Below are 18,989 nucleotides of genomic sequence, written 5' to 3'. Positions count from 1 at the left end.
GCGGAGGAGTGGTGAAAACTTTCACCGCGCGGGGGGTGTGTGCGCGGTTGATCACCGGGTCATGAACGCCTGGGGGCGAATTATGGGGGTTCTGTAGAAAGTCTGCGTAACGTTTCTGCGGCGACATCTTGCCTAGTGACGACGGCGGCCGTAAGAATCCTTCAGAACACGGCCGAAACTTGTAGGGAAATAACAGACCGTCTCTGGCAAGGAGTGGTGATGGCACAGTCCGACCTGACCCGGCGTACGGTGCTGCGGCGTGCCGCCGCGGCGGGCGTGCTCGCCGGTCCGGCCGCGGGGCTGCTCAGCAGCTGCGCGCTCGGCGACGACACGTCCGGCGACACGTCCGGCAAATACGAGGGCACCAAGAGCGACAAGAACCCCCTGGGTGTGAAGGAAGACGCCCCGCTCGACATCGTCATCTTCAATGGCGGCTTCGGCGAGGACTACGCCAAGGCGCACCAGGCGATGTACAAGGAGACCTACCCCAAGGCCGAGGTCAAGCACTCGGCCGTGGTGGAGATCAACAAGGAGCTGCAGCCGCGCTTCGTCGACGGCACCCCGCCGGACTTCGTGAACAACTCCGGCGCCGGTCAGATCGACCTGGGCGGCCTGGTCGCCCAGGGCGCGCTGGCCGACCTCACCCCGCTGCTGGACGCGCCGAGCCTGGACGTGCCCGGCAAGAAGGTGCGGGAGACCCTGCTGCCCGGCACCGTGGAGAGCGGCAGCTTCGACGGCAAGACGTACGTGCTGAACTACGCGTACACCGTCTACGGCATCTGGTACTCCAACAAGCTCTTCACCGACAAGGGCTGGGAGTACGCGAAGACCTGGGACGAGCACATCGCGCTGTGCAAGAAGATCAAGGCCGCCGGCATCGCGCCGTGGACCTACCAGGGCAAGCACCCGCGGTACATGTCCTGGCCGGTCATCTCCACGGCGGTCAAGTTCGGCGGGCCGCAGGTCGCGATGGCGATCGACAACCTGGAGCCGGGCGCGTGGACCTCCGACGCGATGAAGGCCGCCGCCGAGGCGTGGTACCAGATCGTCAAGGACAAGTACATCCTCGAGGGCTCCCCGGGTCTGGACCACAAGCAGTCGCAGACCGAATGGTGCAAGGGCAACGCCGCGTTCATCTCCTGCGGCTCCTGGCTGGAGAGCGAGCAGAAGGCGGTCACCCCCGAGGGCTTCAACATGGCCGTCGCCCCGACGCCGAGCCTCGGCTCGGGTGACAAGCTGCCCTTCGCCGCCATCCGCGGCACCGCGGGCGAGCCGTTCGTGGTGCCCGCCAAGGCGAAGAACGAGCGCGGCGGCATGGAGCTCATGCGGCACATGCTGTCCATGAAGGGCGGCAAGGACTTCACGGGTAAGGTCTCCAGCCTGTCCGTGGTGTCCGGGGCGGCCGACGGGGTCACCCTGCCGTTCGGTCTGACCAGCGCGGTCAAGGCGCTGGCCGACTCGGGCAGCAACGGCTTCAACTGGGTCTACAACGTGTACTACCGCAAGCTGGAGCGCGAGCTGGTGGACGCGGCGTGCGGCGAGTTCTTCTCCGGGCGCACCACGCCCGCGGAGTTCCTCGCGGCCTGCCAGAAGGGCGCGGACCTGATCGCGGCCGACACCACGTTCAAGAAGTACAAGCGCAGCGCCTGACGCGCTGACCTCGGCGTCCGCCACGTGCACCACGGGCGTGGCGGACGCCGAACCGCACTCGATGGGGAGGGCAAGACGTGAGACACGGGAAGTATCCGCTGCTGTTGGCGTTCCTACTGCCGCCGTTGGCGCTGTACGGCTACTTCGTGGTGTCCCCGTACGCCCAGTCGTTCCTGATCGCGATGACGAACTGGCAGGGGCTGTCGCCGGCGTACGAGTTCGTCGGGTTCGACAACTTCAAGCGCATGATGGGCGACGAGTACGTCTGGAACGCCCTGCTCAACAACCTGTGGCTGCTGGTGCTGCTGCCGCTGCTGACCATCGCGCTCGGCCTGTTCCTGGCCACCATGCTCAACGTCGGCGGACGGGGCGGGCGCAGCACGGTCACCGGGGTACGCGGCTCAGGGCTTTACAAGGTCATCTACTTCGCGCCGCAGATGCTGTCGGTGTCCATCGTCGGCGTGCTCTGGGCCGAGGTCTACAACCCGCGCAGCGGCCTGCTCAACTCGGCGCTGCGCGCGCTCGGTCTGGACGGGCTGGCCAAGATCTGGCTCGGCGACCCGGCGTACGCCTTCTGGGCCGTGCTCGCCGTGATGGTCTGGGCCAACGTCGGCTTCTACGTGGTGCTGTTCGGCGCGGCCATGCAGTCGGTGCCGCGCGACATCTACGAGGCCGCCGCCCTGGACGGGGCGAGCCGCCTCACCACGCTGGTGCGCATCACCGTGCCGCTGCTCTGGGACACCATCCAGGTCGCCTGGGTCTACCTGGCCATCCTGGCGCTGGACGGCTTCGCGCTGATCCACGTGATGACCCGGGGCGGCCCGAACTTCTCCACCGACGTCGTCGGCCTGCGGCTCTACACGGAGGCGTTCGGCGACTACAAGTGGGGCTACGCGTCGGCCATCGGCGTCGTGATGTTCTTCGTGACCCTCAGCGTCACCGTGCTGTCCCTGCGCCTGACCCGCCGAGAGAGGATCGAGCTTTCATGAGCGAGCAGATCATGGACGCCGCGCCTTCAGCGGTGGACGAGCGCGGCTCTCAGACGACGCAGGCGGGCCGCCCGGCCAAGCCGGCCGCCGGGGAGGCCGGGCGGGGCCGAAAGGCCTTCGACGGCACGCTCAACGTCTTCTCGCACGCCTTCCTGGTGGTGTGGGGCCTGCTCACCGCGCTGCCGCTGCTGTGGGTGGTGCTGAGCTCGTTCAAGGACGACGCGGAGATCCTGGGCGACCCGTGGGGTCTACCCAGCGCACTGCGCTTCGACAACTTCGCCCGCGCCTGGACCCACGGCAACATCGGGCAGTACTTCGTGAACACCGGCATCGTGCTGGCCGGGTCGCTGACGCTGACCATGCTGCTCGGCGCGACCGCCGCGTACGCGCTGGCCCGCTACAAGTTCGTGGGCAGCCGGCTGGTGTACTTCGTCTTCGTCGGCGGCATGATGTTCCCGGTCGTGCTGGCCTTCGTGCCGCTGTTCAAGATCGTCGGCGGGGTCGGCCTGCGGGACACCCTGCCCGGCCTGATGCTGATCTACACGGCGTACTCGCTGCCGTTCACGGTCTTCTTCCTCACCGCGTTCTTCCGCACCCTGCCCGACTCCATCGCCGAGGCCGCCTACATCGACGGCTGCGGGCCGTTCCGGACCTTCTTCAGGGTCATGCTGCCGATGGCCAAACCCGGCCTGATCAGCGTCGGCATCTTCAACTTCCTCGGCCACTGGAACCAGTACCTGCTGCCCGTCGTCCTGATCACCTCGGACGAGAAGCAGGTGCTCGCCCAGGGCCTGGCCAACCTCGCCATCAGCGAGGGCTACCGCGGCGACTACTCGCGGCTGTTCGCCGGCCTCACCCTGGCCATGCTGCCCGTGCTGGTGGTGTACGCGGTCTTCCAGCGCCAGGTGCAGTCCGGCCTGACCGCCGGCCAGATGAAGTGAGTCGTAGCACAGCCACGCCATAGGGGACGCCCGTACGGGCAACGACCAGCGTGTATCCATCTGCGGACCGAGGGCGGGCGTGACTGCGCCCTCTACCGTCGAAGACAGCCGCGGCGAACACGCCGCACCGCTCTTCGGGGAGTTGACCAAGATGGCCTCATCAGGTCGGCGGCTGTACCGGCCGCGTCACGGACGCTGGATCGCGGGCGTCTGCGCCGGTCTGGCGCAGCGCTTCAACATGCCGGCGTGGCTGGTCCGACTGCTGTTCCTGCTGTCGTGCCTGCTGCCAGGACCGCAGTTCATCGTCTACATCGCGATGTGGGTGATCGTCCCCGAGGAGTGAGCGCGGGGCGCCCGCGTGCGATGTTCAACGAGGGCTGTGCCGGGGGCCTCCGGCGCGGCCCTCGTGCCGTGCGGTCCGTCGTGACCCGGTCGGCTCCGGGCGACGGGCGCAGGCAGCCCCGCGGGCTAGGAGTCCTCCCCGGACGGGGCCGCGCCGAGCGCGCGGACCGCGTCCAGCGTGTCGGCTTCGGCGGCGCTCTTGTCCTCGCGGTAACCGAGCACCCGCGCGAAACGCAGGGTCACCCCGCCCGGATAGCGCGTGCTGCGCTGCACCCCGTCGAACGCGATCTCCACGACCAGCTCCGGCCGCACCGTCACCTGGAAGTCGTCGCGCGCCACCGCCAGCTCCAGCAGCCGCTCGGTCTGCCAGGCCAGCATCGCGTCGGTCAGGCCCTTGAACGTCTTGCCCAGCATCACGAAGCCGCCCTGCGGATCCCGGGCTCCCAGGTGCAGGTTGGACAGCCATCCGTGCCGCCGCCCGTGCCCCCACTCGGCGGCCAGGATCACCAGGTCGAGCGTGTGCCGCGGCTTCACCTTCACCCAGCCCCCGCCGCGCCGGCCCACCTCGTACGCCGCCTGCGCCGCCTTCACCACCACGCCCTCGTGTCCGGCCGCCAGCGCCGCGGCGAACGCCTGCCGGGCCTGCTCGGGTGTCTCGGCGATGGTCCGCTCCACACGCATCGCGGCGGGCAGCATCGCGTCCAGCGCGGCCCACCGCGCGGTGCCCGGCTCGTCGATCCAGTCCGTACCGTCCAGATGCAACAGATCGAAGAAGTACGAGGTCAGGGAACCGGAAGCCCGTTGCGCCGCCCGGCCCGACGTCTCCTGGAACGGCCGCGGCCGCCCGCGCTCGTCGACCGCGATCGCCTCCCCGTCGAGCACGGCCGAGCGCACCGGCAGCGCGCGCACCGCGGTCACGATCTCGGGCACCCGGGAGGTGATGTCGTCCAGACTGCGGCTGAACACGGCGATCTCGGCACCGTCCCGGTGCGCCTGGATGCGGATGCCGTCCAGCTTCGCGTCCACCGCGGCCGGCGCGCCGGTCGCGGCGATGGCCTGCTCGGGATCGGGCGCAGACTGGGCCAGCATCGGCGCGAGCGCGGTGCCCACCGACAGGCGCAGCGCGGAAAGCCCCGCCTTGCCGGAGGTCAGCGCGGTGGCGGCCACCGCCTTCAGGTCCCCGGACAGCAGCAGCGCCCTCCGCACCCCCGCCGCGGGCACCCCCGCGGCCAGCGCGACCGCGTCCGCCAGCAGCCCCGCCTGCGCGCCCTGCCGCAGCTCGCCGCCGATCAGCCCGGTGAGCAGCTGCTGCTCGGCCCCGGTGGCCGCGCCGAACAGCGCCGCGACCGCCGCGCGCCGCCGGGCCTGCGAGCCCTGACCGCTGATCAGGCCCATCGACTCCAGCGCCGCGTCGACCGCCCGCACGTCGAGCGTGGCCGCCACGGCGGGCGGGGGCAGCTCGCGCAGCGCCGCCCAGCCCACCCCGATCTGCCGCTGGCGCAGCTCCCCGCTCAGGTAGGCCGCGCCCGCCGCGATCCCGATCGGGTCACCGTCGGCTGCCAGCTCGCGTAACGCCGCGGCCAGCAGCTCCACCTTCGCCTTGCGGCCCGAGGTGGCGGTCACGGCGGCCGACGTCGCGGCGATCCCGGCGAACAGCATGTCCCCATCCTGGCAGCCCACCCCGACACCCCGCCCCGCGAAACGCACCCTGCTCCACGCACCCCGCCTGTCATCGACGTCGGCCTATCACATCGACTATTTTGAGATCGAACTCGATGAGATAGGCCGACGTCTACGTAAAGCGCGAGCGTGGCGGGGGCGGGTCAGAAGATCTCGAGGCCGTGGGGAGCGCGGGTCCAGGTGAAGGCGGGTGCGGTGGCGGCGACGGCGCCGGGGCGCAGCTCGTCGACGCGGCCCGCCGCGGCCAGCGAGCCGAGGCTGTTGCCGCCCAGGAAGACGGCGGCCAGGGTCGCCGTGTCCAGGCGCAGGTCGGGCTCGTCGGTGCTGGCTGCGCAGGTGGCGTGGTCGGGGCCGCCGCGCAGCCGGAACACGCCGCCGCTGCCGGGCAGCAGCTCGTCGACGACCTCCAGCACCACGTCGACCTCGGCGGCGTACCGACGGCCGGACAGTGCGGCGGGCACGTCCAGCAGGCGGCCCCACAGGCCGTCGCCCATCCGCATGCCGAGCCGGCGCGAGTCGTTCACGAGGTACTGCAGGGGCTCGTCGAGTGCGCCGAGCCAGAGCCCGACCTTGCGGGTGAGGTCGACGTTGAGCAGGTAGTCCCACAGCAGGGTGTACGCCGCCGGGGTGGTCGCCACCGACTCCATGACGCCGACCTCGCCGTTCGGCCCGCTGTCGTCCCAGCTGGAGCGGTACCGGTAGAGGGCGTAGCCGACCGGGGTGTCGCCGTCGTGGCATACGACGGCCTGCAACGGGCCGGCCCCGCCGCGATGCCAGGCCTGGTCGGCCAGGCGGTAGTCCCACCAGCGGGAGTCGCGGCTCGCGAAGCCGGGGCGGGACGGGCGTTCCCGTTCGTAGAGCTCGGCGACCTGGGCGCGGTGCGCAGCGGCGGGCCCGGCCTGCAGGCGCAGCCCGTCCAGGCGGGACTTGTCGAAGCGGGAGCCGTCGATGCGCACCTCGCGCCGGTCGATCTCGAAGCTGACGCGGCGGCTGGCCAGGCCGTAGCCGTACCGGCCGTAGATGCCCGCCTCGCTGGCCCACAGCACGGCCAGGGCTTCACCGCGGTCGCGGATCTCGCCGAGCTGGCGGGTGAGCATCGCCGAGGCCAGGCCGCGGCGGCGGTGCGTGCCGGCCACGGCGACGACCGTGACGAACCCGGCCGGCAGCACGCCGCCGGGCACGGTCAGCTCGCGGGTGTACGTGCCGACGTGGCCGACGACCTGGTCGCCGTCCACGGCCAGGACGGACCGGCCGGGCTCGAACAGGGCCCGCTCCTCGTCCCACTCCCGTCCGGCGGTGTCGTTGAGGAAGGCGCGCGCGACCAGTTGGTTGACCCCGTCGTAATCACCCTCGACGCCGGTCCGGAAAGTCACCATAGGTGGTTCTTAGCCCTTGGGCGCGATCACGGCAACCGTATTGCCGGTGTGGCGGCTCAACCCGCCCGGCCGGCCCACCAGGCCTCGACGTCGGCGGCCAGCGAGCTGTCCCGGTCGGCGCGCTCGGTGAGCGCCTCCAGCCAGCGTCCGACCAGCTCGGACACCCGGTGCAGATCCTCAGGACGCACCTGCGGGTGCTCGGCGAAGTAGGCCAGCAGGCCCTGGGTCTCGGGGCGGCCGGCGTCGCACTGCGGGCAGAGCCCGACGGTGCGGGTGCGGCTGGACCGGGGCAGCGGCACCTGGGCGGTCAGGCACAGCGCCTCGGCGCAGCTGCCGCAGCGGGTGCCGCCGGCGGCGCGGACCTTCACGTCCGTCATCGCGGGGCCTCTGAGGCGAACTGGCAGACCTGCACCGGAGCAGGTTACCGGGCGCACCCGTCCGCGTCCCGCCAGCCCCGCACCATCCCATGTCCGCGCCGCCCGCGTCACCCGCGCGGGCGGCCCTTGACCGCCGGACTTGCCAGGCACCTGTGCGTATCTTGACCCGCCTTTCGCCCATGTGCCTGGCAAGTCGAACGATCAAGGCGCGGCGCGGCGCGGCGCGGCGCGCCGCGCGGGGGCGGGTCAGGCGGGGGCGGGTCAGGCGGGGGTGACCAGGCGGGTGTGCAGGGTGCGGGGGTCGGGGGCGGTGGGCAGGGCGGCGAGCCAGGCGGCCGCCGCGGCGGCGTCGCCCGCGGGGCGCAGGGTGGTGGCGGGCCAGCTCACCGCGATCGCGGCGGCCAGTTCGGCGGCCAGCGGGGTGTCGTTGGTGAGCAGGCCGCCGCCGCGGACCAGGACGGTGGTCTCGCCGGGCGCGCGCACCATGGCGACGGTGTCGGCCAGGTGCGCCGCGCCGCGCTGCACGACGTCCACGGCGGCGGGATCGTCGGCGTCGTAGTGGCGCAGCACCATCGGCGCGAGCCGGGCCAGCGCGATCGGGGATTCCGCGACGACGGCCTGCACCAGCGCGGCGGCGGTGTCGCGGCGGCGGGGTGCGACGGCGGCGGAGCCGAGCAGCTCGGTCAGCACGTCCGCGGCGAGCGCGCCGGGCGGGCGCTCCTTGTCCAGGTCGCGCAGGGCGCTGCGGACCGCCTCGCGGCCCAGCCAGTAGCCGGAGCCGAGGTCGCCGAGCAGCCAGCCGTGGCCGTCGGCGACGTGGTCGAGCCGGTGGTCGCGGACCCGCGCGGCGATCGCGCCGGTGCCGGCCACGATCACGGTGCCGTCGGGGTCGGGGGTGCCCGCGGCGTACGCGGCCAGCACGTCGCTGACCAGCTGGGGCTCGCAGCGCAGGCCGAGCCCGGTCCAGGCCTGGTCGAACGCGGCGCGCAGGACGGGGTCGGCGCCGAGCTTGGTGAACCCGGCCATGCCGAGCACCGCCCCGGCGACGGATTCGGGTGCGGTGTCGCCGAGCGCGGCGCGGATCGCCCCGGTCAGCTCGGTCAGCGCGGCGGCCCCGTGGGTGGTGGGGTTGCCGCCGCCGGCCCGCCCGCCCCCGAGCCGCTGCCCGTCCGGCGTGGCGAGCACAGCCCGGGTGCTCGTGCCACCGACGTCCAGCCCCAGTACCAGCTTGTCCGACATGTCAGCGTTTACCTCCCCCGAACGGCCAGCGCAGGTGTGGCCTATGCGGCATTCATGCTCCCCGTAGTGGCCGTCGGGAGCAAGGGCCGGGCAGCATCGCCAGGTAACAGCTTTAAAAAGTTTGCCCGTGGACTTGACAAGAGGGGGTCTTCAGTAAGAACTTTTACCACTAACAGTTAACTTCCTTTCGGTTAACTGTACGGGACCCGGTCAGTAGGAGAAGTCAGTGGTGGAGCGCGTGGAACCGGTCGCGGCGGTGCAGTCCGCCCCGCTGGAGATCCCGCACGCCCGGCTCAGCGGCCTGGACCGGCCGGACAGCGTGCTGGTGCGGGTGCGCGCCCAGCTGCCCGAGTTCACCGGGGCCCTGCAGCGCGTCGCCGAGCAGGTGCTGACCGACCCCGCGGGCGCGGCCCGCGCCACCATCGTCGAGCTGGCCGAGCGCTCCGGCACCTCGCCCGCTTCGATCACCCGCTTCTGCCGCGCCCTGGGCTTCGAGGGCTACGCCGATCTGCGCCTGGCCATCGCCGGCGAGACCGGCCGCGCGGCCCGCTCCGCGGGCTGGGCCGAGGACATCGGCCGGGCCATCGAGCCGGGCGACCCGCTGGAGCGCGTACTCGCACAGATCATGGCGGCCGACACCCAGGCGATGCGCGACACCGCCGCGATGCTCGACCTCGCCGAGGTCGAGCGGGCCGCGGCCGCGATCTCCTCGGCCAACCGCGTCGACATCTACGGGGCGTCCGGTTCCGCGCTGGTCGGCGCCGAGATGCAGTTCTCGCTGCACCGCATCGGCATCGCCGCGTGGACCTGGCCGGACGTGCACAACGGCCTGGCCAGCGCCGCGCTGCTGCGCGAGGGCGACGTCGCGCTGGGCATCTCGCACACCGGGCAGACCCGCGAGACCGTGGAGATGCTGGCCGAGGCCGGTTCGCACGGGGCGGTCACCATCGCGCTGACCGGCTTCCCGCGCTCGCCGCTGGCCGGGCTCGCCGACATCGTGCTGCTCACCGCGAGCCAGGCCACCTCGTTCCGCCCCGACGCGCTGTCGGCGCGCCACCCGCAGCTGGTGGTGCTGGACCTGCTCTACATCGCGGTCGCCCAGCGCACCCACGACCGTTCGCACACCGCGTTCCAGCGCACCGCCCGCGCGGTGGACGCGCACCGTTTCAGCAACGGCCAGAGCAAGGAGGGCGAGCTGTGACCGCCCCCGCCTGCGCCGTGCTGCCACCGACCGTGCTCGACCCGATCGAGCACTGGGCCGACACCACATCGGGCAACGCCGCCCGGTGTGGTGCCGCACTGAAACCCGGTGCGGCCGGGTCCGCCGCGGCTGCGGGTTCGCCCGTGACCGCGACCGCTTCAGGCACCGCCTCACCACACCCTCGAGTAGCTGTCTCAGCAACCCGAATCTGAGGAGACAATGATGTCCAACCACACCGACAGCCCGTCGGCCCTGAGCCGTCGCAGCGTGCTGCGCCGGACCGCGGCAGTCGGCCTGCTGGCCACCCCCGCCGCCGGCCTGCTCTCCGCCTGTGTCGGCGGCGGCACCGACGAGCCCAACACCTCGGCGACCGGCCAGGTCTCCGCCGAGAACCCGCTGGGTGTCTCTGTCGACACTCCGGTCGAGGTTGTGATCTTCGATGGCGGTCTGGGCACCAAGTACGCCACCGACGTGCACGTGCCGTCGTACCAGAAGAAGTTCCCGAACTCGAAGGTGACCTTCTCCTCGACGCAGGAGGTCTCGACCGCCCTGCAGCCGCGGTTCGCCAGCAACACCCCGCCGGACATGGTCAACAACGCCGGCTCGAAGCTGATGGACCAGGGCAAGCTCGTCGAGGCCGGCCAGGTCGCCGACCTGAGCGACCTGTTCGCCGCGCCGTCGCTGGACATCGCGGGCAAGACCGTCGCGGACACCCTGATCCCGGGCACCATCGAGCAGGGCACCTTCAACGGCAAGCCGTACGTGCTGAACTACGCCTACACCGTGTTCGGCCTGTGGTACTCCGGCAAGCTGTTCAAGGACAACGGCTGGACCGCGCCGACCACCTGGGCGGACTTCACCGCGCTGCTCGAGAAGATGAAGGCCAAGGGCATCACCCCGTACTCGTACGCGGGCGCCAACGCGGCCTACTACCAGTACCTGGTCATCCTGACCACCGCCGCGAAGATCGGTGGCCCGGACGTGCTCAAGGCGATCGACAACCTGGAGAAGGGGGCCTGGACGAACGACGCCGTCAAGCAGGCCGCCACCCTCTGGGGCGAGATCGGCGCCAAGTACGGCAACAAGGCGCACCTGGGCCTCAAGCACACCGAGGTGCAGCTGCAGCAGAACCAGTACAAGGTGGGCTTCTACCCGTCGGGTTCCTGGCTGGAGAACGAGCAGTCCAAGGACACCCCGGCCGGCTTCGACTACCAGGTCGCCGCGATCCCCGGCGCGACCGCGTCGGACAAGCTGCCGGCCACGGGCCTCTACGCCGCCGCGGGCGAGATGTACTTCGTCGCCAGCAAGGGCAAGAACGTCCAGGGTGGCAAGGAGTACCTGCGCCACATGCTGTCCAAGGCCGGCGCCAAGGGCTTCACCGAGCTCACCAAGTCGCTGACCGTCGTCACCGGCGCGGCCGAGGGTCTGACCCTCTCGCCCGGTCTGACCTCGGCCAACGCGGCGCTGACCGCGGCCGGTGCGGCCAACTTCAGCTTCCGCTGGGACGCCTGGTACAAGAACCTGGACGACGAGTGCCGCTCCGCCACCAACAAGCTGATGTTCCAGGGTGGCACCGCCGACGAGTTCTGCACCCGTATGCAGGCTGCGGCTGACAAGACCGAGAAGAAGTTCTCCCGCTAATCCCCCCGAAGCCGGAGTAAATGATCATGCGGCAAGGTAAATACCCGTTCGTCATCGGGTTCCTGATCGCCCCACTTGCCCTATACGGCATGTTCGTCCTGCGCCCGATCGCCGCGGCGGTCCAGGTGTCCATGACGAACTGGAGCGGCCTGTCCCCGGATTTCGATTTCGTCGGGCTGGAGAACTTCCAGAAGCTCCTGGACGACGACAAGGTATGGCTGGCGGCGAAGCACCACGTCTTCCTGCTGGTCACCTTGCCGGTGATCACGATCGCCCTCGCCCTGTTCTTCGCGTTCCTGTTGAACATGGGCGGGGGCACCCGCGGCGGCACGATGACCGGGGTCTGGGGGTCGAAGTTCTACCGAGTGGTGTTCTTCCTCCCCCAGGTCCTGGCCGTGGTCATCGTCGGCGTCATCTTCGGCCGGGTGTACGCGCCCGACGACAGCGGCATCCTGAACCGCTTGCTCGCGCTGTTCGGCGTGGACGCGGTGCAGTTCCTGCCCGAGTTCGGGCTGTGGTCCATCCTCGGCGTGCTGGTCTGGCAGGCGGTCGGCTTCTACGTGGTGCTGTTCGCCGCGGGCATGTCGAGCATCCCGGCTGAGATCTATGAGGCGGCCGTCATGGACGGCGCCAGCCGGGTCACCATCTTCTTCCGGGTCACCATCCCGCTGCTGATGGAGACCATCAAGGTCGCCTGGGTGTACCTGGGCATCCTGGCCATGGACGCGTTCGCGCTGGTGATGGTGCTCTCCATCGACGAGGGCGGCCCGGACAGCGCCACCACCGTGCTGCCGGTGCAGATCTACAAGTCCGGCATCCGGGAGTCGGACTACGGCTACGCGTCGGCGCTCGGCGTGGCGCTGGCCGTCTTCACCATCATCTTCGCGGTGCTGTCCCTGCGTGGCGGCAAGCGCAACGCGGTCGAGCACTGAGCGGGGTCTGTCGTGGCAAACAAGTCTGAGAAGCGCAGCAGCGCCGGCGTCCTGAACAAGCTGTCCCACGTCGCGCTGGCCGTCTGGGCCATCCTGATCATCTACCCGCTGATCTTCACGTTCCTGGCCGCGTTCAAGAACAACACCGAGATCTTCATCGGCAACCCGTTCGCGCTGCCGAGCAACTGGGACTTCGGATCGTTCGGCCGGGCCTGGACCGAGGCGAACGTCGGCACGTACTTCCTGAACAGCCTGTTCGTGGTGTCGATCTCGACGTTCGGCACCATGCTGCTGGGCGCGATGGCCGCCTACGTGCTGGCCCGCTACGAGTTCATCGGCAACCGGTTCATCTACTTCCTCTTCATCGCGGGCCTGGCCTTCCCTGTCTACCTGGCCCTCACTCCGCTCTACATCGTGGTGCAGGAACTGGGCCTGCTCGGCACGCACACCGGCCTGATCCTGGTGTACATCGCCTACTCGCTGCCGTTCACCGTCTTCTTCCTGGCCGCCTTCTTCAAAACGCTGCCCAACGCGGTGGCCGAGGCCGCGATGATCGACGGCGCCTCCCACACCAAGCTGTTCTTCCGCGTCATGATGCCGATGGCCAAACCCGGCCTGATCAGCATCACCATCTTCAACATCATCGGCCAGTGGAACCAGTACGTCCTCCCGGTCTCCCTGCTCCCCGGCGGCGCCGAGGGCCAGGAGAAGTGGCTGCTCACCCAGGGCATCGCCAACATCTCCACCGCCGCCGGCTACCAGGCCGACTGGCCTGCCCTCTTCGCCGCCCTGAGCATCGCGATCATCCCGATGATCATCGTCTACACCATCTTCCAGCGCCAGATCCAATCCGGCCTCACCGCCGGCGCCGTGAAGTAACCCCGCACCACCCTCGCTCGTCAAGATCGCGACGATCTTGCGCGGACCGTGGGGATGACACGCCCTTTCCGGGCGTATCCCCAACAGTTCCCGCAAGATCGTCGCGATCTTTTTCAGTACGGGCGGGCGACGGAGCAGTAGGCGTAGAGGTGGGTCTGGGGTTGGGTGTCGACGGTGGGGAGGGCGGGTTCCCAGAGGTCGGTGACGAGGTCCTCGACGGTGAAGCCGTGGCTGTTGAGGAGGTGCTTGAGGTCCTCGCGGGGGTAGGCGGTGAGGGGGACGCGGGTGCCCAGGAAGTCGCGCATGAGGTGGTCGGAGTCGCCTTCGACCATGCCGAGGACGAAGAAGCCGGTGTGGTCGAGGACGTGGTGGATGTCGTCGAGGGCCTTGTCGACGTCGGCGCGGGAGAGCATGAGCAGGGAGAAGAAGGCCACTACAGCGTCGAAGCGCTGCTGGGTGGGGTGCAGGCCGTCGAGGTCGAACAGGTCGCGCTCGACGAAGATGGCCTCCGGGACGGTGTTGCGGGCGAGTTCGAGCATCACCGGTGAGGTGTCGATGCCGACGACGTGGCAGCCGCCGTCGATGAGCTGCCGGGCGGTCGGGGTGCCCGAGCCGCAGCCCACGTCGAGCACCAGCGGGTGCCCGTGGTCCGCCAGCCGGTCCAGCAGCCAGCGCCCGGCCGCGAGCTGGCCCGGCCGATCCGCGAACGCCTCGCTGTAGGTCGCGCCGATCCGGTCGAACACGGGCCTGGATTCGGTCATGACTTCTATATAGCCGCATCCCGCCGGGCCCGGAGCCGATTCGGGATGTCCGCCCCGACCAGCACAATGGGCGGCGTGACGGTGATCGCGGTGGTGGCGGACGGCAGCGGCGGCGGCCGGCTGCGCCCGCTGGACGCCGCGGGCGAGCCCAGCGGGCCCGCCGAGGCGGTGGCCGACCTCGCCGCGGCCGTCGCCTCCGGTGAGCAGGAGGGCGGGCCGCGCTGGCTGTGGGGGGCGACGGAGCAGGTCTACGGGCCGCTGCTGGCCGCCGATGTGCGGGTGCGCCGCTGCCACGACGTCGAACTGGCCGAGGCGCTGCTGCTCGGCCACGCGGGGCGCTACGGCGAACCGCGCTCGGCCGCGGCGGCCTACGCCCGGCTCGTCGGCGCACCGGTGCCCGCCGACCACGCCGCCCGTCCCGCCCAGCCGCCCGGAGACCTGCAGGGCACCCTGTTCGGTGACGCGCCCGCCCCGGTCGCCGTGCCGGACGGCGCGGACCCGCTGGACGCCCTGGCGGCGGTGTACCGCGACCAGCTCGCCCGCACCGCGGCCGCGGAGCACCCGGCGCGGATGCGGCTGCTGATCGCGGCCGAGTCGGCCAGCGCGCTGATCGCGGCCGAGATGGGGCACACCGGTCTGCCCTGGCAGGAGCGCGCCCACGACGAGATCCTGGTCGGGCTGCTGGGCGAGCCGTCCCCGGTGGGCGGTCCGCCGCGGCGGCTGGCCGAGCTGTCGGGCCGGGTCGCCGAGCTGCTGAACGCGCCCGGCCTGCACCCCGACTCGCCCGCCGAGCTGCGCAAGGCGCTGCGCCGGGTCGGGATCGAGGTGCCCAACACCCGGTCCTGGGTGCTGCGCGCGGTCGACCACCCGGTCATCGCGGTGCTGCTGGAGTACAAGGAGCTCTACCGGATCTGGACCGCGCACGGCTGGAGCTGGCGGGAGCAGTGGGTGCAGCAGGGGCGCTTCCGGCCCGCGTACGTGCCGGGCGGGGTGGTTACCGGGCGCTGGGCCACCCGGGGCGGGGGAGCGCTGCAGATCCCCAAGGCGGTGCGCGGCGCGGCCCGCGCCGATCCCGGCTGGCGGCTCGTCGTCGCCGACGCGGGGCAGCTCGAACCGCGCATCCTCGCCGCGGTGTCCGGCGACGCGGGGCTGGCCCGCGCCGCGGCCGCCGGGGACCTCTACGCCGTGCTGGCCGCCGAGGCGTTCAAGGGCGACCGGGCGGCCGCGAAACTGGCCCTGCTCGGCGCGATGTACGGCCAGACCGGCGGCGCGGCCGCACCCGCGATCGCGGCGCTGCGCGGCAGCTACCCGAAAGCCTGGGCGTACGTCGAGGCGGCCGCGCGCACCGGGGAGACCGGCGGCCTGGTGCGCTCCTGGCTGGGCCGCACCTGCCCGCCGTCGGCGCTGGAGTCGTCGTGGGCCGACGAGGGCGCGTCCGGTCGCTCACGGGGCCGGTTCACCCGCAACTTCGTCATCCAGGCCACCGCCGCCGAGTGGGCCGCCTCGCTGCTGGCCACGCTGCGCGCCCGGCTCTGGAACAACCGTGCCGAGCTGGTCTTCTTCCAGCACGACGAGGTCATCGTGCACTGCCCGGCCGACGAGGCCGACCTCGTCGTGGCCGCCCTGGAGGCCGGTGCGAAAGCGACGGGCGAGCTGCTGTTCGGCAGCTCGCCCGTGCGGTTCCCGCTCACCGTCGCCGTGGTCGACTCCTACGGCGACGCGAAGTAGGCCGTGTACCCGGTCGCCATGCCCCGGCCGGGCACGGCGACCACGCATTGCCGGGTCAGACCTCGATGTCGAAGCGCTTGAGCAGCGCCGGGGCCAGCAGGCCGGCACCCGCGACCAGGGAGATGACCGTGAACACGGTGCGCAGCACGGTGGTCTCCACCTTGCTGCCGGCCTCGATGGCGAAGGTGTCCGGCAGGCCGATCATGCGCCACATGCGCCGCCCGGTCGGGATCGGCCACAGGATCGGCACTCCGGCCCGGGTCACGATGTCTCCCATCAGGTGCACGATGCAGCCGACCCCCACCGCCAGGCCGATCATCGGATACCCGCGGTTCTCGCTGGGCAGGAAGTTGAACGCGAAATACGCCGCGCCCGCCGAGGTCAGCGTCACGATGACCCAGCCGGCCCGGTCCGCCCACTTGTCGAACAGGCCGCGCAGCGCGAAGCCGAACATGAAGAACAGGATGCCGATCACCGCCCACCGGCCGTACCTGGTGCACAGCCAGGTCGCGCCGAAGCCCATCAGCGCCGCGAACGGCAGCGTGTGGGTCAGCGTGCGGTGGCCGTTGTGCCGGTCGGGGTCCTTGCTCAACTTGGTGGCCGTGTAGACGCCGACCGATATCTTCTCCACGACCTCGGCGACGAACAGGGAGGCCACGCCGAAGCTGCGGGAAACGGTCGAGCCGCCCTGGCCCTTGGTCACCTTGCCGGACATGTCCAGATCGGGCAGCAGTGCCCCGCCCGCGCACACCGCGGCGCCGACGGCGATGGTCGTGGCCGACTGGGGGTAGTCGAAGAACTGCGCGGCCACCCAGGACCCTGCCAGCCACGTGGCCGCGCCGGACAGCGCGTGCTGTGGACCCATCATGATGTTTGATTCCTCCCCTGACCACCACAACGTCGCGTTGCGATCAACGCGCGCACACTGTGTCAAACTATGGCGTCCGGATGCAATCGGCCGGATCTCCATAGCAGACGGTGGTGGCCGGGTCACGCAGGGCGGCGCGGCGTGCCGTATGTTTGCCGGCCGGATACGCCCAGCTCATCGCGCAGCGCGTTCTCCGTCAGCGGATACGGGTGGTGCGGGTCGAGACGCTCGGGCGTTGTCGGATCCCCGTCATCGTCGATCGGCAGGCCGACCGCCACCCGCTCCCGGTCGGGCACCGGCACCCAGCCGTCGCCGTCCCACATCACGTCGTCGCGGCTGTGCGCACCCGGGTGGTCGTGACCGGCCAGGTCGTCCCACACGTGCGCCAGCTCGTGGTAGAGCACGACGACCGGCGGCGCCTCGCCCGGCAGGCCCTGGTAACCCGGCTCGTACGAGATGACGTGCCGGTCGGCGTCCCCGTCGACGCCCGCGAAGCCGTTGGCCGCGCCGAACGGCAGTTCCCGGACCTCCAGGGTGTCCGGCCCGTCACCGGGCAGCCAGCCGTCACTGCCGGCCAGCGCCGTGTCCAGCTCGGCGAGCATGCGCCGCCCCGCCGGGGAGGCACGCAGCAGGTCCAGATCGGACTCGACGCGCTCGGCGAATTCCGGCGTGCCGGTGACCTCGACCCCGCCACCGGCCGCCACCTGCGGTGCCACGTGCGACGACTCGACCTCGGCGGCGGGATCGGCCAGGTCGCGGTAGGCGCGGTCGAGGCCGACCGCGCCGTCGAGCACGTCCGCGCCCGCGCCGCCGGTCAGCACGTCGTCGCCGTCCCCGCCGGTCACCAGGTCGCCGCCCCGGCCGCCGGACAGGTGGTCGCGGCCCGCACCGCCGCGCAGCGTGTCGTCGCCGCTCAGGCCGTACACGGTGTCGTCGCCGGGCCCGCCGTCGGCCGTGTCGGCACCGGCCCCGGCGTCGAGGTAGTCCCGGCCGTCGCCGCCCAGCAGCAGGTCGTCGCCGTTCCGGCCGAGCAGCGTGTCCCCGCCGCCCGCGCCGTGCAGCAGGCTCCCGCCGTCCACCCGGTCGTCACCCCCGCCGGCCAGCACGCTCACCGCCGCCGCCACGGCCGGGTCGACCCGCACCCGGTCGTCCCCGGCGCCGGTGCGCACCACCAGCCGCCCGTCCGGCACCGCGGCCACCGTCACGCCGCCGACCAGCACCAGTGGCCGCCCGGCGGCGTCCAGGGTGACCAGCACGTCGTCGTCGTTCGCACCGGTGCTCACCAACGTCACGCCGTCGCCGCGCACCACGACGGTCTCCGACGGCTCGGGCGTGGGCGGCTCGACGGCGGGCGGGAACGCCCCGGCCAGCTCGTGCCAGCCCGCGGTGACGGCGGCGAGGTCGGCCTCGGCCTGCCGGGTCGCGGTCGTGAGATCGCCGCGCAGGTCGGCGGCTTCGGCCGCGGCCGCGTGGACCCGGGCGGCATGCGCGGGCCCGAGTGGGAAGAACAGCACGCGGTCCGAGCCGCCCCGGCACGGCACCACGGCGGTGACCCGGGCCAGCGACTCGTCCAGGTGCCGCTGCACGGACGCCAGCCGCCCGGCCAGCGTCTCCAGCGCGAGGGCGGCCCGCCGGGCCAGTTCCGCCGCGAGCGCGACCCCGGTGGCCAGCTGCCTGCGGCGATCCTCGTAAGCCGTCGCGTCGGCGCCAGTCCACGCCGCGCTCGGCGCGGTGGCGGCGGCGAGCCCGTCGGCCGTGTCGACGACCACGGCCGCGCAGGACCGCCAGCGCTGCGCGGCGGCCAGCAACGGCGCCTCCCGCACCGGCAGCGACCACAGCGGCGGCAGTGCCATGACGAGCACCGGCGCGGCATCCGGCAGCGCCTCGGGCTTCACCGGGCACTCCACTGTGCGCCTGGCGTGCCCGACCTCGCCGCGCACCCGCTGGGCGCTCGGCGGTGGACCGTGAGCCGCCGCGCAGCCCGGTGGGCGTGCCTGGGGTGGAGGCCGTGGCGCACGGCACTCGGCGGCGCGACCCGCGTCACCACATGCCCCTCGGGTGGGCCGGCTCGCGGAGGCGGTCGAGGTACGTGGCGGACTGCTCCTCGGCCCGGCGGTGTGCGGCGGCGACGAGGTAGAGCCGGTCGGCGTCGGTGAGCAGGCCGTCGGCGAGGGCGGCGAGCGCGCTCGCCGCCGCCCGCACCGTCGACAGGTGCGCCGAGGCGACCGCGTGGTCCACTCCGGACGGCCGGTCCGGCAGCGGCAGCGGGGCCCGGTGCAGGGCCGCGGCCAGGGATTCCAGATGGGCCGCCAGCCGCAGGGTCTGCGGGGGCTCGCTGGTCAGCTGCGTCACGCCATCGAGAGTGGCATCGCGTGAGGGGCGGCA

Annotated in this window: 17 protein-coding genes; 9 read left to right on the top strand and 8 right to left on the bottom strand. The window is 71.7% G+C overall.

Annotated elements, in window-relative coordinates; all coding sequences use genetic code 11:
* The first annotated feature begins 219 nt into the window (after window positions 1-219).
* The 4 genes from ngcE (FLL47_RS15860) (at window position 220) to FLL47_RS15845 (ending at window position 3,923) form a co-directional block, all read left to right on the top strand.
* Complete coding sequence (ngcE, locus tag FLL47_RS15860; protein WP_186315752.1) at window positions 220-1,650, top strand: N-acetylglucosamine/diacetylchitobiose ABC transporter substrate-binding protein; 1,431 nt, start codon at window positions 220-222, stop codon at window positions 1,648-1,650.
* A 77-nt stretch (window positions 1,651-1,727) separates the two neighbouring features.
* Window positions 1,728-2,639: a carbohydrate ABC transporter permease gene (locus FLL47_RS15855; RefSeq protein WP_144121287.1), complete on the top strand. Its 912-nt coding sequence runs from the start codon at window positions 1,728-1,730 to the stop codon at window positions 2,637-2,639.
* Entirely contained in the window at window positions 2,636-3,580 is a 945-nt protein-coding gene (locus FLL47_RS15850) for a carbohydrate ABC transporter permease (protein ID WP_246157998.1), read from the top strand. The genes FLL47_RS15855 and FLL47_RS15850 overlap by 4 nt, the downstream gene beginning before the upstream one ends.
* A gap of 79 nt (window positions 3,581-3,659) precedes the next feature.
* The gene (locus FLL47_RS15845) at window positions 3,660-3,923 is read left to right on the top strand and encodes a PspC domain-containing protein (protein ID WP_425457697.1); all 264 of its coding nucleotides are present in this window, start codon (window positions 3,660-3,662) and stop codon (window positions 3,921-3,923) included.
* Window positions 3,924-4,048: 125 nt separating this feature from the next.
* Here FLL47_RS15845 and FLL47_RS15840 read toward each other — a convergent pair whose 3' ends face one another.
* The 4 genes from FLL47_RS15840 to FLL47_RS15825 form a co-directional block, all read right to left on the bottom strand.
* Entirely contained in the window at window positions 4,049-5,581 is a 1,533-nt protein-coding gene (locus tag FLL47_RS15840) for an ATP-dependent DNA ligase (RefSeq protein ID WP_144121286.1), read from the bottom strand.
* A 164-nt stretch (window positions 5,582-5,745) separates the two neighbouring features.
* Window positions 5,746-6,978 (bottom strand): GNAT family N-acetyltransferase, encoded by a 1,233-nt coding sequence (locus tag FLL47_RS15835; RefSeq protein ID WP_144121285.1) that lies wholly within the window; start codon window positions 6,976-6,978, stop codon window positions 5,746-5,748.
* 56 nt (window positions 6,979-7,034) lie between these two features.
* Window positions 7,035-7,355 (bottom strand): DUF6300 family protein, encoded by a 321-nt coding sequence (locus FLL47_RS15830; protein ID WP_120315915.1) that lies wholly within the window; start codon window positions 7,353-7,355, stop codon window positions 7,035-7,037.
* Between the two features lie 261 nt (window positions 7,356-7,616).
* Window positions 7,617-8,594 carry an N-acetylglucosamine kinase gene (locus FLL47_RS15825; RefSeq protein WP_144121284.1) on the bottom strand — a complete coding sequence of 326 codons (978 nt, stop codon included), beginning with the start codon at window positions 8,592-8,594 and terminating at the stop codon, window positions 7,617-7,619.
* 256 nt (window positions 8,595-8,850) lie between these two features.
* Here FLL47_RS15825 and FLL47_RS15820 point away from each other — a divergent pair, with 256 nt between their 5' ends.
* The 4 genes from FLL47_RS15820 (at window position 8,851) to FLL47_RS15805 (ending at window position 13,247) form a co-directional block, all read left to right on the top strand.
* A complete protein-coding gene (locus FLL47_RS15820; RefSeq protein ID WP_186315778.1) occupies window positions 8,851-9,795 on the top strand; it encodes a MurR/RpiR family transcriptional regulator in 945 nt (314 codons plus the stop codon).
* A gap of 222 nt (window positions 9,796-10,017) precedes the next feature.
* Window positions 10,018-11,436, top strand: a complete 1,419-nt coding sequence (gene ngcE / locus FLL47_RS15815) for an N-acetylglucosamine/diacetylchitobiose ABC transporter substrate-binding protein (RefSeq protein WP_144121283.1) — start codon at window positions 10,018-10,020, stop codon at window positions 11,434-11,436.
* Window positions 11,437-11,462: 26 nt separating this feature from the next.
* Complete coding sequence (locus tag FLL47_RS15810; RefSeq protein WP_144121282.1) at window positions 11,463-12,368, top strand: carbohydrate ABC transporter permease; 906 nt, start codon at window positions 11,463-11,465, stop codon at window positions 12,366-12,368.
* Between the two features lie 12 nt (window positions 12,369-12,380).
* Window positions 12,381-13,247, top strand: coding sequence for a carbohydrate ABC transporter permease (locus tag FLL47_RS15805; RefSeq protein WP_144121281.1), 867 nt, complete (start codon window positions 12,381-12,383; stop codon window positions 13,245-13,247).
* 113 nt (window positions 13,248-13,360) lie between these two features.
* Here FLL47_RS15805 and FLL47_RS15800 read toward each other — a convergent pair whose 3' ends face one another.
* Complete coding sequence (locus FLL47_RS15800; protein ID WP_144121280.1) at window positions 13,361-14,008, bottom strand: class I SAM-dependent DNA methyltransferase; 648 nt, start codon at window positions 14,006-14,008, stop codon at window positions 13,361-13,363.
* A gap of 66 nt (window positions 14,009-14,074) precedes the next feature.
* Here FLL47_RS15800 and FLL47_RS15795 point away from each other — a divergent pair, with 66 nt between their 5' ends.
* Entirely contained in the window at window positions 14,075-15,736 is a 1,662-nt protein-coding gene (locus tag FLL47_RS15795) for a bifunctional 3'-5' exonuclease/DNA polymerase (protein WP_425457713.1), read from the top strand.
* A 55-nt stretch (window positions 15,737-15,791) separates the two neighbouring features.
* Here FLL47_RS15795 and FLL47_RS15790 read toward each other — a convergent pair whose 3' ends face one another.
* The 3 genes from FLL47_RS15790 to FLL47_RS15780 all read right to left on the bottom strand — a co-directional run bounded on the left by FLL47_RS15790 (window position 15,792) and on the right by FLL47_RS15780 (window position 18,956).
* Window positions 15,792-16,604, bottom strand: coding sequence for a metal-dependent hydrolase (locus tag FLL47_RS15790; RefSeq protein WP_144121278.1), 813 nt, complete (start codon window positions 16,602-16,604; stop codon window positions 15,792-15,794).
* Between the two features lie 122 nt (window positions 16,605-16,726).
* A complete protein-coding gene (locus FLL47_RS15785; RefSeq protein WP_144121277.1) occupies window positions 16,727-18,499 on the bottom strand; it encodes a M91 family zinc metallopeptidase in 1,773 nt (590 codons plus the stop codon).
* 145 nt (window positions 18,500-18,644) lie between these two features.
* Entirely contained in the window at window positions 18,645-18,956 is a 312-nt protein-coding gene (locus FLL47_RS15780) for a hypothetical protein (protein WP_144121276.1), read from the bottom strand.
* Window positions 18,957-18,989: the final 33 nt, after the last annotated feature.

Origin of the sequence: Catellatospora sichuanensis, from assembly GCF_007483665.1 — a bacterium.
GTDB classification, from domain to species: Bacteria; Actinomycetota; Actinomycetes; order Mycobacteriales; family Micromonosporaceae; genus Catellatospora; species Catellatospora sichuanensis.
The sequence above is the reverse complement of the archived record's forward strand: the minus strand, read 5'-3'. Positions and strand labels throughout refer to the sequence as shown.